Below are 25,150 nucleotides of genomic sequence, written 5' to 3' on the forward strand. Positions count from 1 at the left end.
AAGATTTTCTAAAAACACTTCACTAAGACTGATAAAAAAGTTTTTAAAAGTGCCTTCAGTTTTGGCATCATATTCCTGCGTATAAGTTAAATTTAAGTTTTGGTTATCTATATTTAATCTTAGTATGAATAATTACTATCAATTAACATTAAATATTGATTTTATATATAAGTTCAGTTATTATATATGTAAAGATAAATTGAAATGTAGCTCCCTTGACCGTTGCTTATAAAAACGGAAGTCTTAGGGCTGATAATCAAATAGATAATTTATTAATAATAGTATTGAGGTGAAAATATGGAACAGAATATAAATCCAGAAATTTTAGATAAACTTACAAAGGTATGCTTATGTAAAGGTATATCTAGAGCTACTATGAAAAAAGCTATATCAAATGGTGCTAAAACAGTAGAAGAGGTTAGAAAAGCTACTGGTGCAGGTTCTGGGTCTTGCTGTGGAAGACGCTGCACTCCTAAGATTGAAAAGCTATTAGAAGATATGAATGCATAGGAGTAAACCTACAATAATGCACTCTATTATAAAATATAGAGTGCACTATTAGTTTATTTCCATCTTTTATATAAATCTGGCCTTAAATTTTTTAATACATGATAAAACTTTTTTTCTACCTTACACCTTTTTAAATCTCTTAACATTCTCCTTGGCTTCTTTTCGATGATCTTTAGGTGAGTTGAAGGATCAATTACCATTACACTTTCATCTTTTCTTACTAATATGTGCTCTCCTCTCATATCTAGTCTTCTAAATCCTAATCTTCTAAATTCTTCTATAAGATTAATTAAGTTTGTAGCTAGCTTTTTACTAAGACCATGCTTTTTCACATATTTTTTAAGATTTTCTCCTTCAACATACTGTCTTATTATTATATTATTTGTCTTTTCATAAACTATTGGAAAAAACTCGCTGCCCTGTGCAAGCTTTAAAACTTTATATTCTTCATTACATTCTTCTTCTGTTTTGCATATCTTCATAGCTCGACCATCTGGAGTTAAGTAAACCTTGCCACATCTACCGTGACCTAGATATTTGCATTTATTTAAATCTATATATTCCATAAACAAATCCCTCCTATTGAATTATGTAGTATTAATAATAGGAGGCATTAAGTTTTTGCTTCTAATTATTACTATATTGTTGCTGATAAAAAAATGTTACAACCTTTACTTTATTCCACGGCTATCTGATGTAAGTTTCAATTCATATATAAAAAAAAAGCTGCAGAAACCCCTAATTTGCTTATGGTCTTCCTGCAACTTTATTATGTTTTAAAATTGTTCAAATATGTCTTTCTTAGCTCCACAGACTGGGCAGTTCTCTGGTAAATCATCTAAAACAGTATATCCACATACTGGACATACATAAAATGTTCCTGCTTCTATATCTTTTCCTTGCTTAGCTACATTTTGTGCGTTTTGGAAAAGTGTTGCATGTTGTTTTTCTGCTTCAACAGCAAAGTAAAAAGATCTTTCTGCTTCTTTTTCTTCTTGATATTTAGCAGTATTCAAATATACAGGATACATTTGATTGATTTCATGAAGTTCTCCATTTATTGCACCTTGAAGATTTTCAACTATATTTGTTTTACCAAACACAGCACCAGCGGGAACTGTAAAATCTCCAACCTGATCCTTTAAAACATTAAAATGATTTTTTGCATGAGCCCATTCAGCATAAGCTACTGCCTTAAAAAGTCTTGCTATGTTAGGAAATCCATCCTTTTCTGCAGCTTCACCCCATATTAAGTACCTCATATGAGCCATACTTTCTCCACCATATGCTGATCTTAGAAAATCTGCTGTCATTGCATTTTTAACTGCCATTTTCATCACCTCATTAATTTTATTTTTTATATTATTAATAAAATATAAACATATTAAATAATACAACTATATGTTAACAAAAAATTTTACTAACATATAAAGTGAATTTCTATAGTCTCACACTTTAATATTACTCCTTTAAATAAATAATATACCATCATTTTAAAATTTTACTAAATTATTTATTTAGAAACCAATTATAAATAGGTTCTTAAATAAATATTCAGTTTATTCAAATTTGCATTTGCAGGTTGGGAAATGATTACTCCTTTAGCTGAAGAATTTAAGAATCCACGTAGGGATGTTAAAGTAAGTCTCATTCTATCCGCATAAAATCTCTAAAGTTAGAAATGTTGATTTTTTCTAGTTTTTGTGATGAAATATAGTTATATAACAAATTTTAGCATTTTCTAATTATAAATTATTACACGTAAAGAAAGGACGGTTATCATAATGAGTTATGTATTAAAAGATTTGCAACCTGCTGAGGTATTTAAATATTTTGAAAAGCTTTCTGAAATTCCAAGGGGTTCTGGTAATGAAAAAGAGGTTAGTGATTATTTAGTGTCTTTTGCTAAGAATAACAATTTGGAAGTTATTCAAGACGAAGCTCTGAATGTTGTTATAAGAAAAAAAGCAACTCCTGAATACGAAAATAGTCCCACTGTTATTATTCAAGGACATATGGATATGGTATGCGAAAAGAATGTTGGAACAGAACATGATTTCACTAAAGACCCATTGAACTTAAGAGTTGTTGACGATATGATTTATGCTACAGGTACAACTCTAGGAGCAGATAACGGCATTGCTGTTGCCATGGGGCTTGCAATTCTAGCTTCAAATGACATTGTTCATCCTGCTTTAGAATTAGTTGTTACTACTGAAGAAGAGACAGGAATGGGTGGAGCTATAAAATTAGATTCTAAAAATATTCAAGGAAGAATGCTTATCAATATAGATTCAGAAGAAGAAGGCACCCTTCTTGTAAGCTGCGCTGGTGGAGTTACAACTAGAACAGTTATTCCTGCAATTTGGGAAGAGACAGATAAAAATTTAACTCCATGTGCTATAAGAGTAAGAGGCTTAAAAGGTGGTCACTCTGGTATGGAGATAGACAAAGGAAGAGCAAACTCAAATAAATTAATGGCACGTATATTATTAGCTCTTTCATCGGAAGTAGATTTCAGAATTAGTTCCCTAAATGGAGGATCAAAGCATAATGCTATTCCACGTGAAATGGATACTATAATATTGATAAATTCTGCTGATAAGACTTTAGTTAAAAATAAAATAGCTGAACTGGAAAAAATATTTAAAAATGAATTTAGGACTCCAGATCCTGATATTAGGTTAGAATTTGAAGCTCTTACGGAAGTACCTGATAAAATGCTCTCAAAACAAACAACTGCAGATGTAATAAACTTTTTATATCTAGTTCCAAATGGGGTTAATTCTATGAATATGGACATTAAAGGCTTAGTAGAAAGTTCAGCTAACCTTGGTGTTGTGGCTACAAATGAAACAGAAATAGAGTTTATTACCTCTATAAGAAGTTCCATAAAAAGCTTAAAGCAAGAAATATATGATAGAATAGTTACTATATCTAAACTAATTGGTGCAGAAGTTACTACTGAATCTGACTATCCTGAATGGAGATATAACCCAGATTCAAAACTAAGAACAATTTTTGAAGATGTATACAACAAAATGTATGGGAAAATGCCACATATAACTGCAATTCATGCTGGTTTAGAATGTGGATTATTTGAAGAAAAGCTCAAAGGAGATATAGATATGATTTCCTTTGGACCAAATATGTATGATGTGCACACTCCTGATGAACACATGAGTATATCCTCAGTTCATAGAACGTGGGATTACTTGTTAGAAATATTAAAAAATATCAAATAATATTTACTTTAGAAAATAAGATTAATAACAATTTTGTAATTTATCTGGATTTACACCGTGTTGTGACACACTAGATTACATAATAGTTTTTGATCTTATTTTTTATTACAACTCATCCAGTATCCTGCAGACCTTACTCCTCGGTTGTACAAGCGTAATTCTTAAGACTATTAATTATATCTATTGCCCTTGCTCATGGTATAAACTACATAAAGATTCAGTTATGGAAATTTATAAGAAAAAGTATAAGAAGTTTGGAGTATTAGTTATGAAGAAATATAAAGTAATAGGTGCAAATATAATAAAAACTCAGTATAATAGGTGAAAAATAGGCCATAAATGATAATAACTGTAAAACATATAAAAAGAAAAGCTACACTTAGTTGTGATACGGAGAATCATATCATATATAGAGTAGATTCCTAATATAAATAAATACGCATTATTTCATAATATGATAAAAGGAAGCCAAGAATGGCTCCCTCAAATATATTAAAACTTATTATCTTTTAAAAATTTCTCTATATCATCAAGCATAAGGTTCGCAGCTTTTACACCGCCTGCCGTATTCCAGATAGCATCATCAACTCTAAATGCCTTATTATTCTTAATTGCATTTAAAGATTTAAATAGCGGATCTTCTATCCATTCTTTTTCTCTTGTAGAACCTTCACCGTTTCCAGTTTCATAAGTAAAGTAGAACATAACCTGTCCATCTGCTTCTTTTAATCTTTCTTTACCTATTTCAAGAGTAAACTCTGTACTTCTTTGAGTTTCTGGTCTAGCAAAACCTATTTGCTTAAAGATCATTCCGGAGAAGGTATCACCAAGATATATTCTAGTTTTACCAGGCATAAATCTGACTAAAGAAACTTCTGTTTTAAGCTTATCACCAGCTAATTTTGCTATATCAGTTACGCGAGTATCAAACTTTTTAATTATTTCTGCACCTTCTCTTTCTTTATCTAATACTTTCGCATAGAATTCAAAGTTTGTCTTCCATTCTCCTCTTAAAGTATTAGAATAAACTGTTGGTGCAATTTTTGAAAGCTGATCATATATTTTTTCATGTCTCATTTTGTTTCCAATAATTAAATCTGGGTTTAAAGCTGCTACTGCCTCTATGTTAATTTGACTTTCATCACCTAAACTTTTTACTCCATCCATATCTTTTTCGATATGCTTATACCATGGATTGCCTGTCCAAGATTTAGCTGCTCCAACTGGCTTAACGCCTAAAGCAAGAAGTGCTTCTGTACCTTCGTTTGTAAGAATTACAATCTTAGATGGTTTTCCTTTAATATCTGTTTTACCCATTGCATGTTCAATAGTTCTTACAGTACTACTTGCTTTATCTGCCTCTTTTTTAGCAGGTGAGCAGGCCGTAACTGTTAGTGTTAAGGCCAATGCTGAAATTGTACAAACTAATCTTTTAATATTCATATGTAATCTTCTCCTTCGTTAACTTAATGTGACAAGTTAAATGATAACACATATCAATTTCAAATGCAAGTGATTTTCAATTAGTTTTGATAGTGAATATCATTGACACTGTTTTATACATAGTTTATACTCAGAATATGTAGCTAGACTTATATATGCATATATAAATTTGTCTGTCTAAATCTAGGTGTACATTTAAGAATAGAATTGTAACGCTGCTAACGAAAGGATGAATTGCTAGTTGAGTACTTTAAGAAAACTAACCCTGGAAAGTAATAGATCAAAGACTATTGCACTAATTATTCTTATCACTTTATTAATTGTATCTTTTATGGCAAGTCTGCTTCTGGGCTATATTAAAACTTCCTATGCAGACTTATTAAATACATATAGAAATTATGATAATAGCATGGAACAGATCGTTCTAAAGACTGCGAGAATGCCTAGGGCTTTAACTGCTCTATTTATAGGGGCAAGCTTGAGTCTTTCAGGAGTGCTAATGCAAACTCTTACTAAAAATCCGATGGCTTCCCCGGGACTTCTTGGGGTGAATTCAGGAGCTGCTTTCTTTATGGTTTTTGCATATAGCTTTTTTCCAAGTCTTTCTCAAAATTATTTAATACTTTTTTCTTTTATTGGTGCTGCCATGGCTGTGGTGTTAGTCTACGCCTTAGCTGGAGGAATAAGAGGTTCAATTAACACTTTTGATTTAACCCTTGCAGGAGCTGCAATTTCTGCATTTTTTATTTCTCTTACTCAAGTAGTGCTTTATAAAGATCAGAAAACTATGGAAGAAGTATTGTATTGGCTCACCGGTTCTGTAGAAGGTAGGTCTATGGAATCTCTTAAGATAGTTATCCCATACATGATAATTTCGTGGATTATATGTTATCTAATTTCAGGTAAATTAAATATATTTTCTCTTGGTGAAGAGATTGCGAAGGGACTAGGATTAAATATTGAATTTATTAAACTGCAAATTCTACTATTAGTAGTTGTTCTAGCGGGCGCCTCAGTTGCTGTTGCAGGGCCTATAGCCTTAGTTGGTCTAATAATTCCTCATTTAACCCGGGCTTTAGTTGGGTCTGAATTTAAATGGGTAGTTCCTTTTAGTATAGTATTAGGCTCAGTGTTTTTACTTCTAGCAGATATAGGTTCAAGATTTATAGTGTATCCGAAAGATATACCAGTAGGTGCGGTTACAGCAATAATTGGTGCTCCATTCTTCATATACATTGCTAGAAAGGCGGAGAATCAGTGATGAATAGATTTATAATTTTTAGAAAAGGAAAGTTTTCTTTAATATATGAAAGAAGAAGTGCTCTTATAGTTGCACTTGCATTAATTGTTTCTGTTGCATCAATACTGCTTAGTGCAAGTGTAGGACAAAGGTATATACCCGTTTATAAAGTAATCGAAGTTTTGTTCGGAAATGGTCAAGGCGGGGACTCATTAATTATTAATACAATTCGATTACCAAGAACATTTGTGGCATTCTTAGTAGGAGCGTCCTTGGGAATTTCCGGTGCTATACTTCAGGGAGTTGTTAAAAATCCGCTAGCTGCTCCGAATATCATTGGAATTACAGATAGTGGCTCTGCGGGAGCATTAGTATTCCTAACTTTGTTTACAGATCCTAAAAACAATTCATTGACTACAAGTATATTTTATATGCCGCTGTTCGCATTCGCTGGAGCTTTTTTATCTGTGCTTTTGGTATATTTCCTTGCATATAAGAAAGGGGTTACACCTTATAGGTTAATACTCATAGGAATAGCTATATCTGGTTCGGCTAAAGCCTTAACTTCTATATTGATAATAAATGGACCAGTAATATTTATAAAAGAAGCTCAGCTTTGGATTACTGGTACTGTGTATGGTACTAACTGGACGCACGTAAAACTTTTAGCTATTTGGTTTATATGTGTTTATATAATTACTCTAATATATATTCGTGAATTAAACGCTCAAAATCTAGATGATAGTATTTCAACAGGACTTGGAAGTGCTGTTGAAAAGAATAGATTTATACTGATGATTTTAAGTGCAGCACTAGCCAGTGGAGCTGTTGCAGTAGGTGGTGGAATTGGCTTTGTAGGGCTTATTGCTCCTCACATCTGCAGAAAACTTACAAACTCTTCCTTTGAGTATATGACTCCACTTTCTGCATTAATTGGTGGAATAATAGTAGTTTTATCTGATATAGCTGCAAGAACCTTATTCTTTCCTCTGGATCTGCCAGTTGGAATATTTACTGCTGGAATAGGTGCTCCATTTTTTATTTATCTTTTAATTAAAAATCAGAAATCCCTTAGGAGAGGTGCATAATATGAGTATATCATCAAAAAACTTAACTTTAGCCTACGGTGACTACATAGTGCTAAAAGATATAAATATAACCATACCAAAAAATGAAATAACCATCTTAGTTGGAAGTAATGGCTGTGGTAAGTCTACTCTTTTAAAAACTATCTCTAGACTCTTAAAGCCAGTTCAAGGTAGCGTTCTTTTAGAGGATAGTAACATATTTGAAAAGTCTTCAAAGGAAATTGCAAAGAAGTTAGCAATACTTACACAAGCGCCAGTGGCACCTTCTGATTTAACAGTCTTTAACCTAGTAAAGCAAGGACGTTATCCTTACCAAACTTGGTTTAACCAGTGGAGCAAGGAGGATGAAAAGATTGTAGACTATGCCCTTGAGAAAACTGGATTAACTGATATAAAACACAAGAAGATTTCTGATCTTTCCGGCGGTCAAAAGCAAAGGGTATGGATAGCAATGACCTTAGCCCAGCAAACTGATATTATTCTTCTTGATGAGCCTACAAATCACCTTGATATTAAATATAAAATCGAAGTTTTAGATCTTCTTAAAAACCTAAACAATCAAGAAAAAAGAACAATAGTTATTGTTCTTCATGATATAAACTTAGCATGTAGATATGCAGATAATATAATTGCAATTAAAGATGGAAAGGTATATTCAGAGGGTGCACCAGAAGAAATAATTACAGAAAAGCTTATTAGCGATGTATTTGATATAAATTCTAAAGTAGTGCCTTGCCCTGTATTTAATACCCCTACCTGTATACCATATCAGTATATAAGTGATGCTGTATAGATATACTTAATATTTAAGGTCATGCTCTGAATTTGAACTTTAGAGCATGACTTTTTACTTGTTATTTACAGGGGAATTTATTCAAGTTATAGAAGTTTTAGAAGAGGCCTGAAGAAAGGCTTAAGAACTTATTCAAGAAATTAATGACTAACTGGAGGGGATTATATTGTTTCATTTTAAGAATATAAAGTATAAGAACATACTTGACATTAAAGAACTTCACATACCAAAGTTTAAAATTACATGTATTTTAGGAGAGAGTGGAGGTGGAAAAACCACTCTTTTAAGACTATTTAATAAGCTTATAAGTCCTGATGCTGGTGAAATATTATTTGACGGACAAGATTTAAAGCATATAAAGTCTGTTGACTTAAGACGAAAGGTAATTATGCTACCTCAAACTCCAGCCATATTCAGTGGAAATATAAAAGATAATTTACTTATTGGTTTAAAATTTGCTGAAAAACCACCAGTATCTGATGATAAATTGCTTGAAGTTTTAAGCTTAGTGTATTTAAAAAAAGACTTAAATGAAGTAGTAGATAAATTATCCGGAGGGGAAAAACAAAGACTAGCACTAGGTAGAGCTCTTTTGATAGATCCAGAAGTCTTTCTACTGGATGAGCCGTCTTCCGCATTAGATGAAGATACAGAACACATATTAATAGAAAAACTTGCAGATTTCTCAAGGAAGAATAGTAAAACACTAATTATAGTTACCCACTCTAAAAAGCTTGCTAATACTTTTGGGGATTATATTGTCAAAATAAATTCAGGTAAGGTTGTAAAGGAGGTATAGTAATGGAGAAGGTAATAGACTTACAGATATGGCAGATTGCTGCAGCTTACATATTTGTGCTAATCCTGCTATTGATAGTGAGGGCTAAAGGAATAAATAGAGAAAAGGAAATTATTATATCTTCCATTAGGATGAGTTTACAATTAATTTTAACTGGTTATATCCTTGTTTATCTATTTGATAATCCTAATCCGATTTATACGATAATAGCCATTGCAACTATGGAAGTGTTTTCAATCTATTCTATTATTAAAAGTATAAAATTTAAGGTTTCTAAGGATATCAAAAGGCTTATTGCAACATCAATGATTCTAGGAACTTTAGTAAGTTTATTGTTCTTCATTTTTGTAGTGCTCAATTTAAAACCATGGTATGATCCAAGATACCTTGTACCAATTGTAGGAATGCTTATAGGGAACTCAATGACAGGAATCTCATTGGGTGTGACAAGATTAGTTGATGGAATGAACTCGCAAAGATACTTAGTGGAAGCAGCGTTAATGCTTGGAGCTACCCCAAAGATGGCATCTAAACAAATAGTTGATAATGCCTTTGACTCTGCAATACTTCCTACTATAAATTCTATGGTAGGAATGGGTATAGTTTTTCTACCTGGAATGATGACCGGGCAGATTCTATCTGGAACCTCACCAATTACTGCTATCGAATACCAAATTGCAATAATGTTAGGTATACTAGGGAGTGTAGGCCTGACTGTAATAATATTTGTACAGTTGGGATATAAGACATTTTTTAACAAGGAAGATCAGTTGGTATTTGAGGACTAATTAATAGCCTATTTTAGATTTGTATTATAAAATATGACAAGTTTAAAACATCTGGAAAAGATGTTTTTATATACAATTTGTTATAGATGGCGCAATCTTTTCACAGTGGATATATAGAGCCTTAGCATTTTTAGTTATATCTTGTTCTTGTGCATTAGTCGTATCAATACCACTTAGTTTTTTCGGAGGCATAGGCGGTGCTTCAAGAAATGGTATACTTGTTAAAGGTGGAAATTATCTAGAGGCATTAAATAACGTTGAAGTTGTTGGTTTGACAAAATAGGAAGTAAATTGAATAAAGAAAAATTAAACTGTAACACATCAATATAATATGCATAAAATATAAATATGCATAAATTATACTTTATCCGATGACTACCCGCTCTAATACTCCCATCTTTATAGGAAACTCCTCTTCAGAGGAGTAAGCGATTCACACCAAATCATAGATTTGGGTTCTCTGCTTAACTGGGAGTAAAGAGCGGATACGTCTCTGGATAACGACTTCTAAGCTTCAGATGAAGTAAACACTCCACCTGAAGTCAAGAATTCTGTTTATGAAAAATAATTATATCGGAGGCGACTACTATGTGCGGAATTGCAGGATGGGTTGATTTAAATAAAAACATTTCTGAAAAAGGATTCATTATTGAAAAAATGACAAAAACATTAAAACTAAGAGGTCCTGATGATGAAGGATATTACTTTTCTCAAAATGCACTTTTAGGCCATAGACGACTTGTAGTTGTAGATCCCACTGGCGGAACTCAACCAATGTTAAAAACCATAAATAGTAAAAAATATATAATTGTATACAATGGAGAACTATATAATACTGAAGATTTAAGAAAAATACTTATAGAAGAAGGATATTCCTTTAACTCTTACTCCGATACAGAAGTACTTCTTACCAGCTATATCCATTGGGGAATAGATTGTGTTAAGCATATAAACGGTATATATGCTTTTGCTGTTTGGAGTGATGAGGAAAGTAAATTATTTATGGCAAGAGATCCGCTAGGCGTAAAACCATTATTCTATACACTAAAAAATGATTCTCTTATCTTTGGTTCAGAGATTAAAACTCTACTAGCTCACCCTTTTGTTGAACCTGTAATGACTAAAGAAGGGTTAACAGAAATATTTGCCCTTGGACCTGCAAGATCTTTAGGCGGTGGTATATTTAAAGGCGTATATGAAGTACCACCAGCTAACTATTTAGTATATGATAAATACGGTTTAAAATTAAAAGAATACTGGAAACCTGAGTGCAAAGTTCATGAAGAAGATGCTGAAACCACAGCAGAACATGTTCAAAGCCTTTTAGTAGACGCTATAAAAAGACAACTTGTGGCAGATGTTCCTGTTTGCACCTTCCTTTCAGGAGGATTAGATTCAAGTGCAATAGCTGCAGTTGCAGCTGCTGAATTTGAAAAACAAGGTAAAATATTAAATACCTATTCTATTGATTATGAGGATAATGATAAATATTTTAAAGCTAACGACTTTGAGCCTACTCCAGATAAAGTATGGGCTCTCAAAATGTCTAAATATATAAAGAGTAATCACAGCGGTATAATCAATACTAGTAAAGATTTAGCAGAGGCATTGTATTCTGCAGTTAAAGCTAGTGATTTGCCTGGAATGGCTGATATTGATTCTTCACTTTACCTTTTCTGTAAGGAGATAAGAAAGGATAACACCGTAGCACTATCAGGTGAGTGTGTTATTTCAATGAGGTTTTATATATATCATTAAATGTCAACTTATCAATATTTACCTTTAATTTAAATTCTAGGTTTCTATCACTATGAACAATTATTTTATCTAAAATCATTTCAAGATATTTTCTTTCAGGTTTCTCTGAATTAATAATACAATCAAAAATTTCTATATTTGATTTTATACTTTTCTCAACCTTGTCACTACTTGCCCTCTCCAATTCATTGACTTTTTCATTCAATTCTAATATTATTCTTTTCTTCTCTGCTTCCATTTCAGTATAGGAATTTTCTATAATTTCCCTATATTCAATATTACTTTCTTTCATTATGTCCTTAATTTTTTGAGTTAATAATAACTTCATTTCCTCATTTGCAATGTTTAAGGCTTTCTTGTATTTATTTAATGCAGTTTGTATATTATTTTTCTTTTCCTTACTGCTAATTGAATTAATATATTCTTCATACTTTGCCTTAACATCTTTAAGAAACTCTTTGAAAAAGAAAAGAACTTTTTCTTCTTTTACAGAATGATTAGTACATTGTTTCTTACCATATTTCATATACATTGTGCAATTATAACCCCTTGTTATTACTGGTGCTTTTCTTAAATTTAAACCTGCAACAGTATATCCACAATCACCACATTCCATAAAGCTTCCGAATATGTAACTGTACTTTTCTTTATTCTTTCTATACGCCTTTTCATTTCTCTTATGATTTATTTCTTGTGCTAATTTGAATATCTCTTCATCAATCATAGGCTCATGATGTTTAGGGAAAATATATTGTTCTTCCTTTGCAATATTTTCTTGTTTACCTTTTATTAATCTTGCCTGTTTTTTCTTAGTTCGAAGAGTACCTATATATATATCATTCTGTATAATTCTTTGTATCATATGAGTTTGCCATTTCTTCGTTACAGCATTTTTAAATACTCTTCCATTTTCTTCGTGCCTTTTGCTTATATACTCACTAGGTGTAGGATATTTTTTTTCATCTAGTATGTCACATATCTTTTTGTATCCAGCTCCATTTATATATTCTTTAAAAATCAATTCTATAATTGGCTTGATATCCTCATCAACTACCAAGTTAAACTTATCATTTATTTTAATTTTTTTATATCCATAGTAATTTCCCATAATAAGCTCACCTTTTTTTTGTTTTGCATACATATTTGCTCTTATCTTTCTTGATATGTCTTTAATATACATTTCATTATACCAAGTTTTAATACCAAGAATATCATGTTCATCTTTTGATAAATCAAGACCGCCATTACCCTCTGTAATTAAGATAAGTCTTTTATTTAGTTCTTTAAATCTATCTATTAATACTAATACTTTACCATTATTTCTTCCTATCCTAGATAAATCTTTTGTAAGTACAGTATCAATATTACCTTTTTCAACTTCATTAATCATTTCACTAAATGCAGGTCTATCAAGAGAATAACCACTACAATTATCATCAATATAAATTTTCGATATTGTCCAATTTCTTTCTTTTGCATATTCATTGATAATGTCCTGCTGTGAAATTATTGATGAATAATTCTCTTTGTCCTCATCTCTGCTTAATCTTACATACCCTACAATGTTCATAAATAATACCTCACTATCACATTCTTATATTATGATAGTTCAATGATACCAAATTACCTATAAAAAATAAAGATAAACTCTTATCTTTACATTTTTTCTTGAACCATCTTTAGTAAAACATCTTCAATTTTATTATTTCCACTTATAAAAATAGAAACATCTCTATATAATTTCTTATAATCATTTATTTTTTTCCTTAAGATTGCATCATTCTTCTCTTCTTCTGTTATATAAATTATTAAGCTATCTCTATTATTATATTTTAATTCTTTTATTCTCATAAAAATAACATACCCCCATGAGTTCTAGTATATTTTATTCCTTAATTCCATAAAATGTTACGAATTTATAAGTAAATAGGATTAATGCGAAGAATATTCATTTATTCTCAATAGCAGAGCAAAGCATTAAACATCCCTTTAATGCTTTGCTCTGCTATTAATTAATTAGCTAAAGAAAATCGATAACGACTTTCTTTAGCTAATCTTATAAACCTTATTAAACTTCAAATTTCCATATTTCAGGCTACTTGTGATTAGCAAGTATCATAGGATTTAAACCTCTCCCACAATGTGCGAGCCACTCTCCATAGGATTCTTAGGACTGAGTGGAAGTATCATTATTCCTTCTGTGGGTCATGGCAATCAATCCATCATAAATTGATTTAGAGCCAAAAGTTTCTCGCTCATGCCTCATATTCATAGTTATATAAATATCAGTAGTCTTGGCGCTTTTGCTCAAGTCGCTTCCCATTTCATAGCCACAGAAGTAACGTACCTAAAATAATGAATATTAAATTTTCAAAGATCTATGAGATATAAAAAATACCCCTTCACTTCTTAAGCCGAAAAAGTGAAGGGGTGTCCGGAATTTTTTTAAATTTTATTTATTATTTTTCTAAGTCTTTTTATAACCTTTTCTTTCTGCTCATGTAAAGTGCTTTTAGGTACATTTAAATGTAATGATAATTCTCTAATGCTTGTACCCTTAAAGAATAACTCATCAATAATTATTCTTTCATACTCTGTCAACATATCCAGAGCTTTCATCATTTTCTCAAGCATAATTTTTTCAATAATTGCATCTTCAAGTAAATACTGTGGTTTACACATTTTATTCTCAATTGGATAATCCTTCTCTACCAATTGGTTATATGATAAATTTTTTTCTACACTTACCTCCTCTAAGTATCTTTCACGTCTTCCCATTTTATAATAAGTAATATATATTTCTTCATTAACTGTTATAAATTCATTATTAATTCTAATTTTAAATTCCTTCATATTTGATCCCCTCCGTTTTGTTTGTTAAAATTTTCAAAACAGAGAAAATCAAGGATAACGGATGTAATACCAAAACCAATACTGCATGTGAATACCCTTTCCGACAACGACAAAAAGGGCCGCAAGATAAATCTTGCGACCCTTTTTGGAAGCCTGTTATGTTATTCAATAATTATCTGAGAATTGTCATAATAAAAAACCCTCGATCATCTAACCTTATTGGCAGACAATCGAGGGTTTTACAGTACGCAACTTCCCAGTATAAATATATTAACATCTTGACAATTCACATACAGTACTCTTTATGTAGATATTTTATTCGTTTTTAGTTCACATTAAGTTTACCATATTCCTTTAAGTTCAGGTAAAACATATCCCCATAATGCAATACCCATTAAATTTATAGCTTCTTTCTTTCTCTTATAAAAGGTTGTTCTTTCACAATTTAAAACTTCAATAATATTCTTTTCAGAATACTTATATTTTTCAATATATTGTTTATGAAGAATATCAAAGTAAATATCGCCATAGTCAGGGTAATTCTTAACTTTTAACAAAGCTTTGTCCACAATTTCAATGAGCAATTTACTTTTAAAAATAGAACACAATTCAGCTTCAAGTTCTTTTCTATTTATATTAGGGTCATAATCATTTAAATAATCTAATGCTTCTGCTAAATTATTACTGCCCATTTCATAATATTCCTCTTCAAGCTCTGCTACCCTGCCTTCAACACTCCATATTACATCTCTATATATTTTAAGAAGCAGCTTTGCTTTATGATAAGCTTTTTCTTTGTCAAAACTTAATTTTCTTTCCATATTTCCTTAACTCCTTTTTCTTATTAATATGTTAGTTTAGGTAGCATTTCTTATTTTAAATTTCTTTCTATTTTTGCTTTGTTCTCTTAATTTAACATTATGGTTTTATCAATTAATAAATCTAAATATATGTCGTTATAACTAACATATTCATATTATATGTTAGTTAAAATGACATATCAACGATTAATAAATGGCTATGCTAGACATAAATGGTGATATAGTATACAAATTTCTCGATATATGTTGTAATAAGGAAAATTGCTTATAAATCAGCTAGTTTAAAGACCTTAAAAATAGTACTAAAACGAATGTTTCTGCACCTATATTCCTTAACGATAGTGGGCAATTTTCATTATAAATCAACAATCAACGATACCAGTAATGGTGTTATAAATGGCAAAGCAAACAACACACCTCTCTAAATTTTTAATGAAGATTGACAAAAAAATTTTTTCAAAGCTATAATAGAAAAAATCAGAGAAAGGAGTCATTATTAATGGCAAAGTCATACTATGAGGCAATTAATACCGATCTTAATAGAAGTAAAATTATATTTAAACCTATAATTCCATGTTTTGAATCAAAAGATGAAGAATATGATTGGAGACATGAAAATGCAAATATCCACTTAAAAAATGAAGAACAATACAATCGTGAAAGTATTGAATTTTATGAAAAAGAAAAAGCACGTTATGCTGGATATGTATTAAACAAATATAAAAATAAAAAACTATAACAATGAAGTAGAGCTAACGCTCTACTTTTGCTTTTAGTGGTGCGATTAACAAAACCCAAAACCCCATGTTAAGAAATATAGTTCTAAAAATAAAAGTGTCAAAGGACCTCTAATATAGCGAGCCTGGAGCCTGTAAAAAATTTCTGTTATTATTAGTTTAACATGGTTTTGGTCGTAAATGTTGGCGATACCCCTTTTAAATCCTTTAAGTTCAATGGTCAACCCTTACTACTTTCTATATAACTTTATTACACACTTAGTGTGTTTTGATAGAAAGATGATACTGTTACGCAGAAATATCGATTGTACAATTATAATGTACTCCCTATTATTTATCTCTTTATACTACTAATATCTATTTCAAGAATTTTCCCAATTTCAGCAATTAACCAATTATGCCTATCTATTATTGATTCTTCATTCCATGTTTTTTGATACTTATTTGAATTATAGTCATCAACAATCTTTTGAGTTACTCTGAAACTAGTAATACCTTCTGATTTGTTACCATTTTTCCCTATGCCAGTATACACTTTTATTTTCTCATTAAAAGGATAGTCTTGTGCTTGTTTATTTTTCTTACCACTAAGTAATGTCATGTTTCCGAGGGTATTTAAATATTTTTCACCCAATTCCTTACCAAAGTACTTCCATTCTTCTACATTTAAATAGTTTTTAGGTAGAATATGCTCTGACTGTAGATTTGAATCAATAAATATAAAGTTTGCATCGTCCTCATCCGTTTGGTTATATTCTACTATTAAAAGAACTGCTCTCAGCCACCCTTCAAAATAAACATCCCCATTAAGCCTTTCTAAAGCAATTTTTATCACATTATCTTTATCAAGTTTTTCATCTATAATTTCATTAATTTTTTCTATAGGCTTATTTTCTTTTATTGCTGCTAAAATATTAAAACAAGTCTGCTTAATACCATTTAGTGTTTTTCCTGAAATTAAACATAAATAATAAAATCGTCTTAGCACTTTCCTTAACTTATCAATTTCAGAATATTTTATATGTTCAGCAGTAATCAGTGCAGTTAACCAATAATTTCCCCATGGTAAATACCAAAAGCTATTTATAATTTTATTTGAGGATTCATAAATGTTTTTATATTCACTTACAAATTTCTTAAAATCTCTCAATATTTCATTAGAATCCTTATCTCTAAACTGTCTTTTTAATTCTTCAACCAAAGAATGTTTAGGATTGCTTGCTAATAAATAGTATTGATAATATGTAAACATATCTGTTAAATTATCAGCATCCATGTCAGATATCCATTGTTCTATGACTCTCCAATCATTCATAAAGGTAGCATGCTTATGTGAATCTCTACTTATTGGTGCTAACAGATATCCTTTAATTATATCTGCTGCAGATAAGTCCATTCCCCTATCATTTAATACTTGGAAAAGCTTTATAGCAAATCCTTCATCATAGCATGTTATTTTTATCAATTTTACTTGGTTAAGAAGATAATTTATAAAATTTCCTGCTTCAGCTTCTCCTAAATTTGTTAAATATTCATTAAAAATATACGCTGTATTAATATACCTATTTCTTGCTTCAGTTTCAATTTCTTTTTTACTTGGTTTTTTTATATCTGAAAAATCTTCTCTTTCAAAAATTAATTCTTCAAAATCACTTGCATGTGAAGGATCTGATTGTAATCTTAATCTTTGAACCTCATTAAAATTAGCGATACAGTTTTTTATTTTAGGCATTTTTATAACTTTAGGATTTTTAATCGGATCAACATTTTTATTTATTTTAGGATACACCCTTCTTAATACACATAATAAAATCATAAGTGTAGTTATTCTTTGTTGACCATCTACAATATCTTCAATTCCATTTCCTTTAGCTATAACTATTAATGAACCAAGGAAATAGTTGGCATCCGTTGTACTTTCATCCTTATTATTTTGATAAGCTTCATAAATATCATCCCACAATTGTATTACTTGTTCATCTTTCCAGCTATACTGACGTTGGTAATCTGGAATTTGATATATTGGATCTTTATCAGTAAATATCTCACTTAAAGACATGCTTTGAGGTGTAAATTGTTCTTGAATTTGACTAGTAATATCCATCATAATTATCCCCCATCTTTCTTTCAATTTCCTATCATTTTTAGTATCAATAAAAACATAGATTGGTCACAAGTCTACCAATCTATGAAATGTAATTATCATATTTTAAAAATTAGAATTAGTTTCTAAATTTTATTGCTGTAATAAAATTATTATCAAATACCAAATAATCCTCCAATAAATCCTAAAGCTGCACCAATACCAGCTCCAACAATTGGTCCAATTACTGGAACTAGTGTTCCAACAGCTGCACCAGCAAGTGCACCTTTTGCAGCACAATCTAATGCATTAGTCAATGATCCCTTCATTTCATTTTGTATTTCATAATTATAATTCATAAGAGCATCATTATTTTTCCAAACTTCTGGATTTTTGTTAATCTTATCAATATATATAATTCTTTTTTCATCTGGTGTAGATTTAATTATATAACATAACAACTTTGAAATATTATATTTATATAATGCAGAGTAATAAATTGGTTTAATTTCAACACCTGTAGAATCATATATTCGGTTTTTAACAGATTCAACCTTTTTATCCAAAAATTTTATCAAATCTTCTTTAGGAATATTTAAATTACTATCCCATTCTCGCCCTTTCATAGCCATATCACATTGATTTATAGCAACTAAAATTCTATTTTTATCTGAAATGTTAGGTATAATGACCTCATTTATAAGTTCAAAGGAAGTCCTCATGTCTTTAGCAGAACCATCAACAACAACTAATACTAAATCTACCACTGCCTTACCCCTATCATCTTTTTTATTAAGTAACTCAACAATATTTTTAGCATAGTACTTATCTTGTTCTGGACTATCTCCTAATCCTGGAGTATCCCATAATATAATATTATCTAATTCATACTTTTTAATTGTCATTGTTTCAGGGTCAACATCTTGTCCAACTTTTGCTACATCATCATTAAATAATGCATTTATAGTTGAGCTTTTACCGCTTCCTGTTGCTCCTGTAATCATGATATTAAGTTCATTTTTTTCTAATTCATTAATTTTTTGTTTAATAGCTTGTTTAGTTTCTTCATCTAAATTAACTTTGTTCAATTCATTTTTAACTTTATCTAGAACACTTTCCACATTAAGACCTCCTTTTCTACATTAAATTTCTACGCCTTGTTGGCATATTTTCAATAATCGTGTCAAATAGTTTTGTAATGTTGTAGTTATATTCAGCTGAATAGTATATAGGCTTTATTATATCAACATTAGTAGCTTCTTTAACTCTTCTTTTTATAGATTCTGCTTGTTCATCTAAAAACTTTTTTAAAATCGGTTCAGGCTGGTTAGTATTATTATTCCAATGTCTTCCTTTCATCGCGACATCAGCTTGATTAATCGCAACTAAAATTCTGTCCTTTTGAAAATTTGGTACAATAATATTATTAAGCAAGTTATATGTTGTTCCCATATCTCTATTGGCTCCTTCAATAATTACTAATACCAAATCAACCCATCCGTATGTAGTATTATCTAACACATAAGTCTTGTACAATAAGTCTATTAATTTTTTCGAATGTATTCTATCCATCTCAACTCCATCGCCTAAACCAGGTGTATCCCAAAATCTTACTAAATCGCTAAGTGCATAACTATCTAACTCCATAGTTTCTGGGTCAACACCAGTCCCAACTTTAGCAACTTCTTTTTCAAATAAAGAATTTAATGTTGTGGATTTTCCTGCACCTGTTACACCTGTTACCATTACATCAAGTGGACGGAAACGAGCTATTTCTAATTTTTTTCTTATATCATGAATTCTATAATCAACAAACATTATATCACCAACTTGTTACAATATTCCAAACTGCTTTTACTGTTCCAACAACTGCACCACCAAGCCCACCAACAACTCTACCAATAGTTTCTCCTGTTTTACCAAAAACAACACCAATCTCTCCACCAATGTCTGCTCCATCTGCTGCACACTCTGCAACTGTATCTGCAAAGCTTTGTTTAATTTCAGTTTGATAATCTTTTAAGTCATCATTATCTTTCCACATTTCATCATCCTGTGAAATATTATTTACATATGCTAATCGCTTTTCTTTTGGAGTATGTTGAATAATGAAATATAATAACTTAGATAAATTATAAGGACGTTGTTCTTCGCCTTCTTCTTTAAAACCAGCTGAATAATAAATTGGAGTAATATCAACCCCTGTTCCTTCTTTTATTCTTTTTCTTATTGATTGAACTTTATCATCCAAGAATTTAATTAATGTTTGCTCAGGTTTATTCTCTTCAAAATTCCAATATCGCCCTTTCATTGCTACATCACATTGATTAATAGCAACAAGAATTCTATCTTTTTTATTATCTCCAAGGTTGGGAATTATAACTTGATTAATAAGTTCATATGATGTACCTAAATCCCTTGTGCCTCCATCTAAAATAACAAGCACTAAATCAATTAAAGCATTACCATGTTCATCATGCTCAGCTAATTTCTTTATAATATTTTTAGAATGTCTATTATCTGCCTCTTTCCCATCTCCTAGCCCAGGACTATCCCATAAAACCATATTATCAAGATCATATTTTGTGATTTCCATCGTTTCAGGGTCAACTCCAACTCCAACTTTTGCAACCTGTGTATTAAATAATGCATTTATTGTTGAACTTTTACCACACCCGGTTGCTCCCGTAATCATAATATTAATTTTTTGTTCTTTCAATTTCAGTATATTCTTTAAAATCTTCTGCTTTTCAAACTCTGGTAAATTAGATGCATATATATCTTCTTGCATCTCTTCAAAAATGTTGCTTTTGTTATCTCCTGACTTCATATTAATACACCTTCCTTTTATTATATTTAAATCAGAATTAGTTATACTAATGCGTATAAATTTATTGTACTTAATTTGATTTTTTGATGTTATAATGATTTTAAGTATTATATTTTTTAATAGGAGAAAATGAACACTTATGATTGAATTCTTAAAAATCCCAAAATTAATGAATATTGAAGTTACTGACAAGTGTCCTTTACAATGCCCTCAATGTTATTGCCAATTAAATATTGGAAAAGAAATAAATAAGGATATTGCTATTAATATTATTGAACAAGCTTCTAAATTAAATATAGAATATGTAAATATTAGTGGTGGTGAAACTCTATTGTATCCACACTTATTTGAATTAATTTCCACTTGTTCTGAAAATGAAATTTTACCCAATATTGCTATATCAGGATGGGGTTTTAATGAATTAGTTTTAAATCACTTAATTAAAAACGGAATAAATTGCATATTTGTTTCTCTAAATGGTTCTACTGAAAGAATTAATTCTTTTTCAAGAAACGGATATAATTTAGCTATAAACGCTTTAAAAATTCTAGCAAAATCAAAATTTAATAAAACCATTATTAATTGGGTTATGCAATCAAACAACTCAGATGATTTTCCAAATATAATCAAAATTGCCGAAAAATATAATGTGAAAGCAGTAGTTGTAATGGCTATAAAACCTGATAGTAATGGTCACCTTAAAACTTTTCCTTATAAAGAACAAATTGAAAAAATTTCAGTTTTTATAAAAAAATATTCTGGCAACATTCAAATAGTCATAGATAAATGCTTTTCTCAATTAAAAGCCTATATGGGAAGAAATATTTTTTCAAATACAAATCAAGGTCTTTATAAAGGTTGTACTGCTGGACTAGATTCATTTACTTTAAATGTTGACGGTAATTTTTCACCATGTAGACATTTGTTTATTCCTGAAAGATACAATAGCATAATAGATTATTGGACAAAATCTTTAATTTTAGCAAAACTTAGAGAGCCTAATAATTTACGAGTAAAACCGTGCATAGATTGTAAACTAAATAATTATTGTCGTCCGTGTATAGCAATAAATAGTAATACAAAATTAGGAAAACAAAAAGAAAATACTCATTGCCAATTACATCTAATTTAATGCTATTCTTTTTGTTGGTTAATCTACTTGTCCTAATATAAAATTAGTTAAATGCTTTCCTTTTGAGTAATATTTTTGTTATAACAAGGATATTTTCCTTTGTAAGTACATCATCTTTAATATAATCATTATATCTCTTCTTACCAATAAGTTCTTTTCGATAATTACACAATATCTATGTAGTATTAAAATATAAACTTTTATTAATCTTACTCTATAATGAAATATATACAATAACACTTATTTAATTATACATAAAAATACATCATTTTACCATATTTCTCATAAAACTCTAGTAATAAAGTTTATTGCCTATTTTAATACTTCCATTATTTTTTGTTTTATAATATAATCTGCCTTTTCTTGCAACTCCCTTTCAAATGTCAAAAAAATATAGCCTTCATCTCCCATACTTGTCAATGTACAATTATTTATTTCAAGAAATTCATAAACAAACTTCTTTATATATTTGGCAGCATGCCTTTGACTTTTAGCATATTCATTAAGATAATCAACTACTTCATTATCTGATAGTTTACTTTCTATTAGTTCTGATAAATACTCTCCCTTATTACTCTTGTTATCATCATCTTGTGCTTCAAAATCAAAGTAGCTTTTAACTTTCAAATTATTATCACTCCAAAATATTGATTCTTCATAAAAAATTGATCCATAAGTAGATTCAATAAGTGAATAAATACTGTAATGAAAAATATCTCTATATAATGTATTTCTAAATAACCATTCTACAAGATTTGATGTTTTTTCAAAGCCGTACATACAAAGTGATATATCACATATATCAGAGAAATTGTCTACAAGTTCTAGAAATAATGAAATATAATTCCCGTAGGTGTTAAAATTCTTACCATTATTCTTATCTATGACATATTTTTTATAATTCATAATATTACTGCAGTTTACCAGTTCCATTTTTTTACTTATTTTTGATCTATAACGGGTAAGTAGCTGAAACACTATAAGTGAATATAATTTTTGCTTTTCAACTGTTTCCATAGCAAAATTATGTATCTGCTCTATGTTTTCATCTATACATTTATTCTCATACTCTATTAGGCTTTTCTCCTTGTGCTTTTTCTTTACTTGTATATACTGCTTATATAATTTTATAAGTAATTTTTTGTCTTCCGAAGACACAGCTTCACTTATATTACTACTATCCTCTTTAACTCTCTTTAAAATATTGTTATATTTTTCTGTACTTGAATGTATTTCATAGATTCGTTTTTCAAAAGTATCTATGTCTTCTTTCAATAGCAAATATTCAGCTAATCTTCCTTCATTCTTAATTGATACTTTTTTATTTTTTAACTCAAATAAATAGTCTGGCTTGCATATAAAACAAGATAACAATGGCATAAGTTCTTGTATATTCTCCTTTTGGTCACAAAGCTTTAGTATAAAGGCAGCCTTATTATTTAAAGAAAGCTCATACTTATAAGCTAAAAATACAAGTTTATCTTGATAAGCATTTATTTCTGTAATAAGATTTTCTATGGTTTTTCCGCTATTCATAATAATTTCACTGTCAGAGGGTTTCTTATTATATTCTTCAATCATATAGTCAGCGAATTCATCCTCACTCATGTCCATAATATCATATAAGTTTTTATCATTATCCCTAGAATTCACAGTATTATCTCCACCTTTTTCTTCATATTTTTTACCATTACTTTATAATTCAAATTATATTCACTATACAACAGTTATTCAATCAAATGAGTTCCGATTTTTTATATAAAATTCGGAACTCAAATGTATTTACCTACTCTTTCATGAATTGTAAAATCTACTCAAGTTGCTAAACAAATATGAATAACAAAGGATGTGAATTAATGTTTTTTTTCAGATTTGATACTGGATAAATAATACTATCGTAAGCAATATTACAATATTAAGTTTTATTAACATTAATATGCTGTAAACAAAAATAACTTTAAAAGGGGTGTAAAAAGTGGCAATATTGTTACTAATACTTTATTTATGGTTAGGCTCTAAATCAATAACTTTTGTTAAGACAAAAGTATTAGGACTAAATTACGTTTACATAGAATCGTCTTCAAACTTTATATTCAGAAATGTATTCTGGGCTTTATTTCTTGGATGGCTTACTATTCCTCTATGGATTGTACTATCTTTATTTGGTGTAGGAAGAAAATAAATATTTTTCTTAGATAAGGGGGTTATTTCATGATATTTAATAAATTAAAAAAACAATCACTTAACAGTAAATCAAAATTTAATATAGACTGCAGCACTGAATTTAAAAATGTTAATGGACTCAATTTATCATCTCCTAGTCCTTTTAAAAATGAACTTAAAAAATTCAACATATTATATATTCTTTTATCAGCTATTTTTGTTATTTTTCTAAGCAAAGATGTTGGTTCAGTTCTTTCAATTTTAATGGCAATATGTGCCTCTTTCTTAATTATAAATATTATTGCAGCTTTTAAAGTTGATAAACTTAGAGCTATGGAATTTAATCTATCAGCTTCAATGTCAAAAGATCAACTTATTGATATAATTACTTTATCTTTAACTCAATTAAATATGAAAGTTGAAAATTTATCACATTATATTAGAATCACTCATAATAAACTGCAGTATGATATTTTAATTAATCCAAATAAAAATACTTTTAGAATATGGCCACAAAAAACATTACTATCAAGATTGTTTGCTAGAATTTATACTAAACTTTATAAAAATGCTATACTTTCTATGCCAATCATATCCTATACAATTCAAATAGAGATTAATAAATCTATTAATAAAATATAAATTTTAAAAAAGCCAGTCAAAGTGACTATATATCACTCCAGCTGGCTCTTTAAAATGCTTTATTCAATTGGGAACTCAATATCACTACTATCAAGTAGAGTTACAATAATCTTATCCCATTAAAAAAACATCATCTTTTCTATTATCTAAAAAATAAATCCATATAAGGATAATTGTCTTGCCTCGAGTACCCAACCAATTTTATGTGCATATATAATCAATAAT

At 29.7% G+C, this 25,150-nt stretch carries 23 protein-coding genes and 2 pseudogenes; 13 read left to right on the forward strand and 12 right to left on the reverse strand.

The features are described from left to right. Positions 1 to 297 precede the first annotated feature (297 nt). Entirely contained in the window at positions 298 to 510 is a 213-nt protein-coding gene (locus tag HGI79_RS03280; protein ID WP_185649233.1) for a (2Fe-2S)-binding protein, read from the forward strand. A gap of 53 nt (positions 511 to 563) precedes the next feature. On the opposite strand, the gene HGI79_RS03285 is transcribed toward HGI79_RS03280, so the two are convergent. Together HGI79_RS03285 and HGI79_RS03290 are read right to left on the reverse strand one after the other, a co-directional pair. Beyond that, positions 564 to 1,076 carry a serine/threonine protein kinase gene (locus HGI79_RS03285; RefSeq protein WP_185649234.1) on the reverse strand — a complete coding sequence of 171 codons (513 nt, stop codon included), beginning with the start codon at positions 1,074 to 1,076 and terminating at the stop codon, positions 564 to 566. 210 nt (positions 1,077 to 1,286) lie between these two features. Further along, complete coding sequence (locus HGI79_RS03290) at positions 1,287 to 1,841, reverse strand: rubrerythrin family protein (RefSeq protein ID WP_185649235.1); 555 nt, start codon at positions 1,839 to 1,841, stop codon at positions 1,287 to 1,289. 453 nt (positions 1,842 to 2,294) lie between these two features. Here HGI79_RS03290 and HGI79_RS03295 point away from each other — a divergent pair, with 453 nt between their 5' ends. Continuing rightward, positions 2,295 to 3,755 (forward strand): aminoacyl-histidine dipeptidase, encoded by a 1,461-nt coding sequence (locus HGI79_RS03295; protein WP_185649236.1) that lies wholly within the window; start codon positions 2,295 to 2,297, stop codon positions 3,753 to 3,755. Positions 3,756 to 4,247: 492 nt separating this feature from the next. Here HGI79_RS03295 and HGI79_RS03300 read toward each other — a convergent pair whose 3' ends face one another. Beyond that, positions 4,248 to 5,198, reverse strand: coding sequence for an ABC transporter substrate-binding protein (locus HGI79_RS03300; protein WP_185649237.1), 951 nt, complete (start codon positions 5,196 to 5,198; stop codon positions 4,248 to 4,250). A 241-nt stretch (positions 5,199 to 5,439) separates the two neighbouring features. Between HGI79_RS03300 and HGI79_RS03305 the strand changes: the two genes are divergently transcribed. The 7 genes and pseudogenes from HGI79_RS03305 to asnB all read left to right on the forward strand — a co-directional run. Beyond that, positions 5,440 to 6,459: an iron ABC transporter permease gene (locus HGI79_RS03305; RefSeq protein WP_241428131.1), complete on the forward strand. Its 1,020-nt coding sequence runs from the start codon at positions 5,440 to 5,442 to the stop codon at positions 6,457 to 6,459. Then, a complete protein-coding gene (locus HGI79_RS03310; RefSeq protein ID WP_185649238.1) occupies positions 6,459 to 7,526 on the forward strand; it encodes an iron chelate uptake ABC transporter family permease subunit in 1,068 nt (355 codons plus the stop codon). Before HGI79_RS03305 ends, HGI79_RS03310 begins: the two co-directional genes overlap by 1 nt. A gap of 1 nt (position 7,527) precedes the next feature. After that, positions 7,528 to 8,319 (forward strand): ABC transporter ATP-binding protein, encoded by a 792-nt coding sequence (locus tag HGI79_RS03315; RefSeq protein ID WP_185649239.1) that lies wholly within the window; start codon positions 7,528 to 7,530, stop codon positions 8,317 to 8,319. Between the two features lie 166 nt (positions 8,320 to 8,485). Continuing rightward, positions 8,486 to 9,118, forward strand: a complete 633-nt coding sequence (locus tag HGI79_RS03320) for an ATP-binding cassette domain-containing protein (RefSeq protein ID WP_185649240.1) — start codon at positions 8,486 to 8,488, stop codon at positions 9,116 to 9,118. Positions 9,119 to 9,120: 2 nt separating this feature from the next. After that, a complete protein-coding gene (locus HGI79_RS03325; RefSeq protein ID WP_185649241.1) occupies positions 9,121 to 9,906 on the forward strand; it encodes an ABC transporter permease in 786 nt (261 codons plus the stop codon). A gap of 79 nt (positions 9,907 to 9,985) precedes the next feature. Continuing rightward, positions 9,986 to 10,186, forward strand: a pseudogene (locus HGI79_RS03330) (hypothetical protein); the annotation flags it as partial. 308 nt (positions 10,187 to 10,494) lie between these two features. Next, positions 10,495 to 11,631, forward strand: a pseudogene (gene asnB, locus HGI79_RS03335) (asparagine synthase (glutamine-hydrolyzing)); the annotation flags it as partial. 1 nt (position 11,632) lies between these two features. On the opposite strand, the gene HGI79_RS03340 reads toward asnB, so the two are convergent. The 4 genes from HGI79_RS03340 to HGI79_RS03355 form a co-directional block, all read right to left on the reverse strand. After that, on the reverse strand, positions 11,633 to 13,234 hold the full coding sequence (locus HGI79_RS03340) for a recombinase family protein (RefSeq protein WP_185649243.1): 1,602 nt from the start codon (positions 13,232 to 13,234) through the stop codon (positions 11,633 to 11,635). Positions 13,235 to 13,320: 86 nt separating this feature from the next. After that, positions 13,321 to 13,515, reverse strand: coding sequence for a hypothetical protein (locus tag HGI79_RS03345; RefSeq protein ID WP_185649244.1), 195 nt, complete (start codon positions 13,513 to 13,515; stop codon positions 13,321 to 13,323). Between the two features lie 594 nt (positions 13,516 to 14,109). Next, positions 14,110 to 14,517: a sigma-70 family RNA polymerase sigma factor gene (locus HGI79_RS03350; RefSeq protein ID WP_185649245.1), complete on the reverse strand. Its 408-nt coding sequence runs from the start codon at positions 14,515 to 14,517 to the stop codon at positions 14,110 to 14,112. Between the two features lie 341 nt (positions 14,518 to 14,858). Beyond that, entirely contained in the window at positions 14,859 to 15,338 is a 480-nt protein-coding gene (locus HGI79_RS03355) for a hypothetical protein (RefSeq protein WP_185649246.1), read from the reverse strand. A gap of 499 nt (positions 15,339 to 15,837) precedes the next feature. On the opposite strand from HGI79_RS03355, the gene HGI79_RS03360 reads away from it, so the two are divergent. After that, positions 15,838 to 16,077, forward strand: a complete 240-nt coding sequence (locus HGI79_RS03360) for a hypothetical protein (RefSeq protein WP_185649247.1) — start codon at positions 15,838 to 15,840, stop codon at positions 16,075 to 16,077. 332 nt (positions 16,078 to 16,409) lie between these two features. Here HGI79_RS03360 and HGI79_RS03365 read toward each other — a convergent pair whose 3' ends face one another. From HGI79_RS03365 to HGI79_RS03380, 4 genes are all read right to left on the reverse strand, one after another. Beyond that, complete coding sequence (locus HGI79_RS03365; protein WP_185649248.1) at positions 16,410 to 18,182, reverse strand: DUF262 domain-containing protein; 1,773 nt, start codon at positions 18,180 to 18,182, stop codon at positions 16,410 to 16,412. A 152-nt stretch (positions 18,183 to 18,334) separates the two neighbouring features. Further along, the gene (locus HGI79_RS03370) at positions 18,335 to 19,279 is read right to left on the reverse strand and encodes a GTPase (protein ID WP_185649249.1); all 945 of its coding nucleotides are present in this window, start codon (positions 19,277 to 19,279) and stop codon (positions 18,335 to 18,337) included. 16 nt (positions 19,280 to 19,295) lie between these two features. After that, positions 19,296 to 19,976 carry a GTPase family protein gene (locus HGI79_RS03375; protein ID WP_185649250.1) on the reverse strand — a complete coding sequence of 227 codons (681 nt, stop codon included), beginning with the start codon at positions 19,974 to 19,976 and terminating at the stop codon, positions 19,296 to 19,298. A 4-nt stretch (positions 19,977 to 19,980) separates the two neighbouring features. Beyond that, on the reverse strand, positions 19,981 to 20,988 hold the full coding sequence (locus HGI79_RS03380; RefSeq protein WP_185649251.1) for a GTPase family protein: 1,008 nt from the start codon (positions 20,986 to 20,988) through the stop codon (positions 19,981 to 19,983). A gap of 139 nt (positions 20,989 to 21,127) precedes the next feature. On the opposite strand from HGI79_RS03380, the gene HGI79_RS03385 reads away from it, so the two are divergent. Beyond that, positions 21,128 to 22,120, forward strand: coding sequence for a radical SAM protein (locus HGI79_RS03385; RefSeq protein ID WP_185649252.1), 993 nt, complete (start codon positions 21,128 to 21,130; stop codon positions 22,118 to 22,120). Positions 22,121 to 22,432: 312 nt separating this feature from the next. On the opposite strand, the gene HGI79_RS03390 is transcribed toward HGI79_RS03385, so the two are convergent. Continuing rightward, positions 22,433 to 23,773: a hypothetical protein gene (locus tag HGI79_RS03390; RefSeq protein ID WP_185649253.1), complete on the reverse strand. Its 1,341-nt coding sequence runs from the start codon at positions 23,771 to 23,773 to the stop codon at positions 22,433 to 22,435. Between the two features lie 322 nt (positions 23,774 to 24,095). Between HGI79_RS03390 and HGI79_RS03395 the strand changes: the two genes are divergently transcribed. Together HGI79_RS03395 and HGI79_RS03400 are read left to right on the forward strand one after the other, a co-directional pair. Beyond that, entirely contained in the window at positions 24,096 to 24,302 is a 207-nt protein-coding gene (locus HGI79_RS03395; protein WP_185649254.1) for a hypothetical protein, read from the forward strand. Between the two features lie 29 nt (positions 24,303 to 24,331). After that, positions 24,332 to 24,925, forward strand: coding sequence for a hypothetical protein (locus tag HGI79_RS03400; protein ID WP_185649255.1), 594 nt, complete (start codon positions 24,332 to 24,334; stop codon positions 24,923 to 24,925). The last annotated feature ends 225 nt before the right edge of the window (positions 24,926 to 25,150 follow it).

The sequence above is a fragment of the Clostridium sp. DJ247 genome (genome assembly GCF_014231265.1).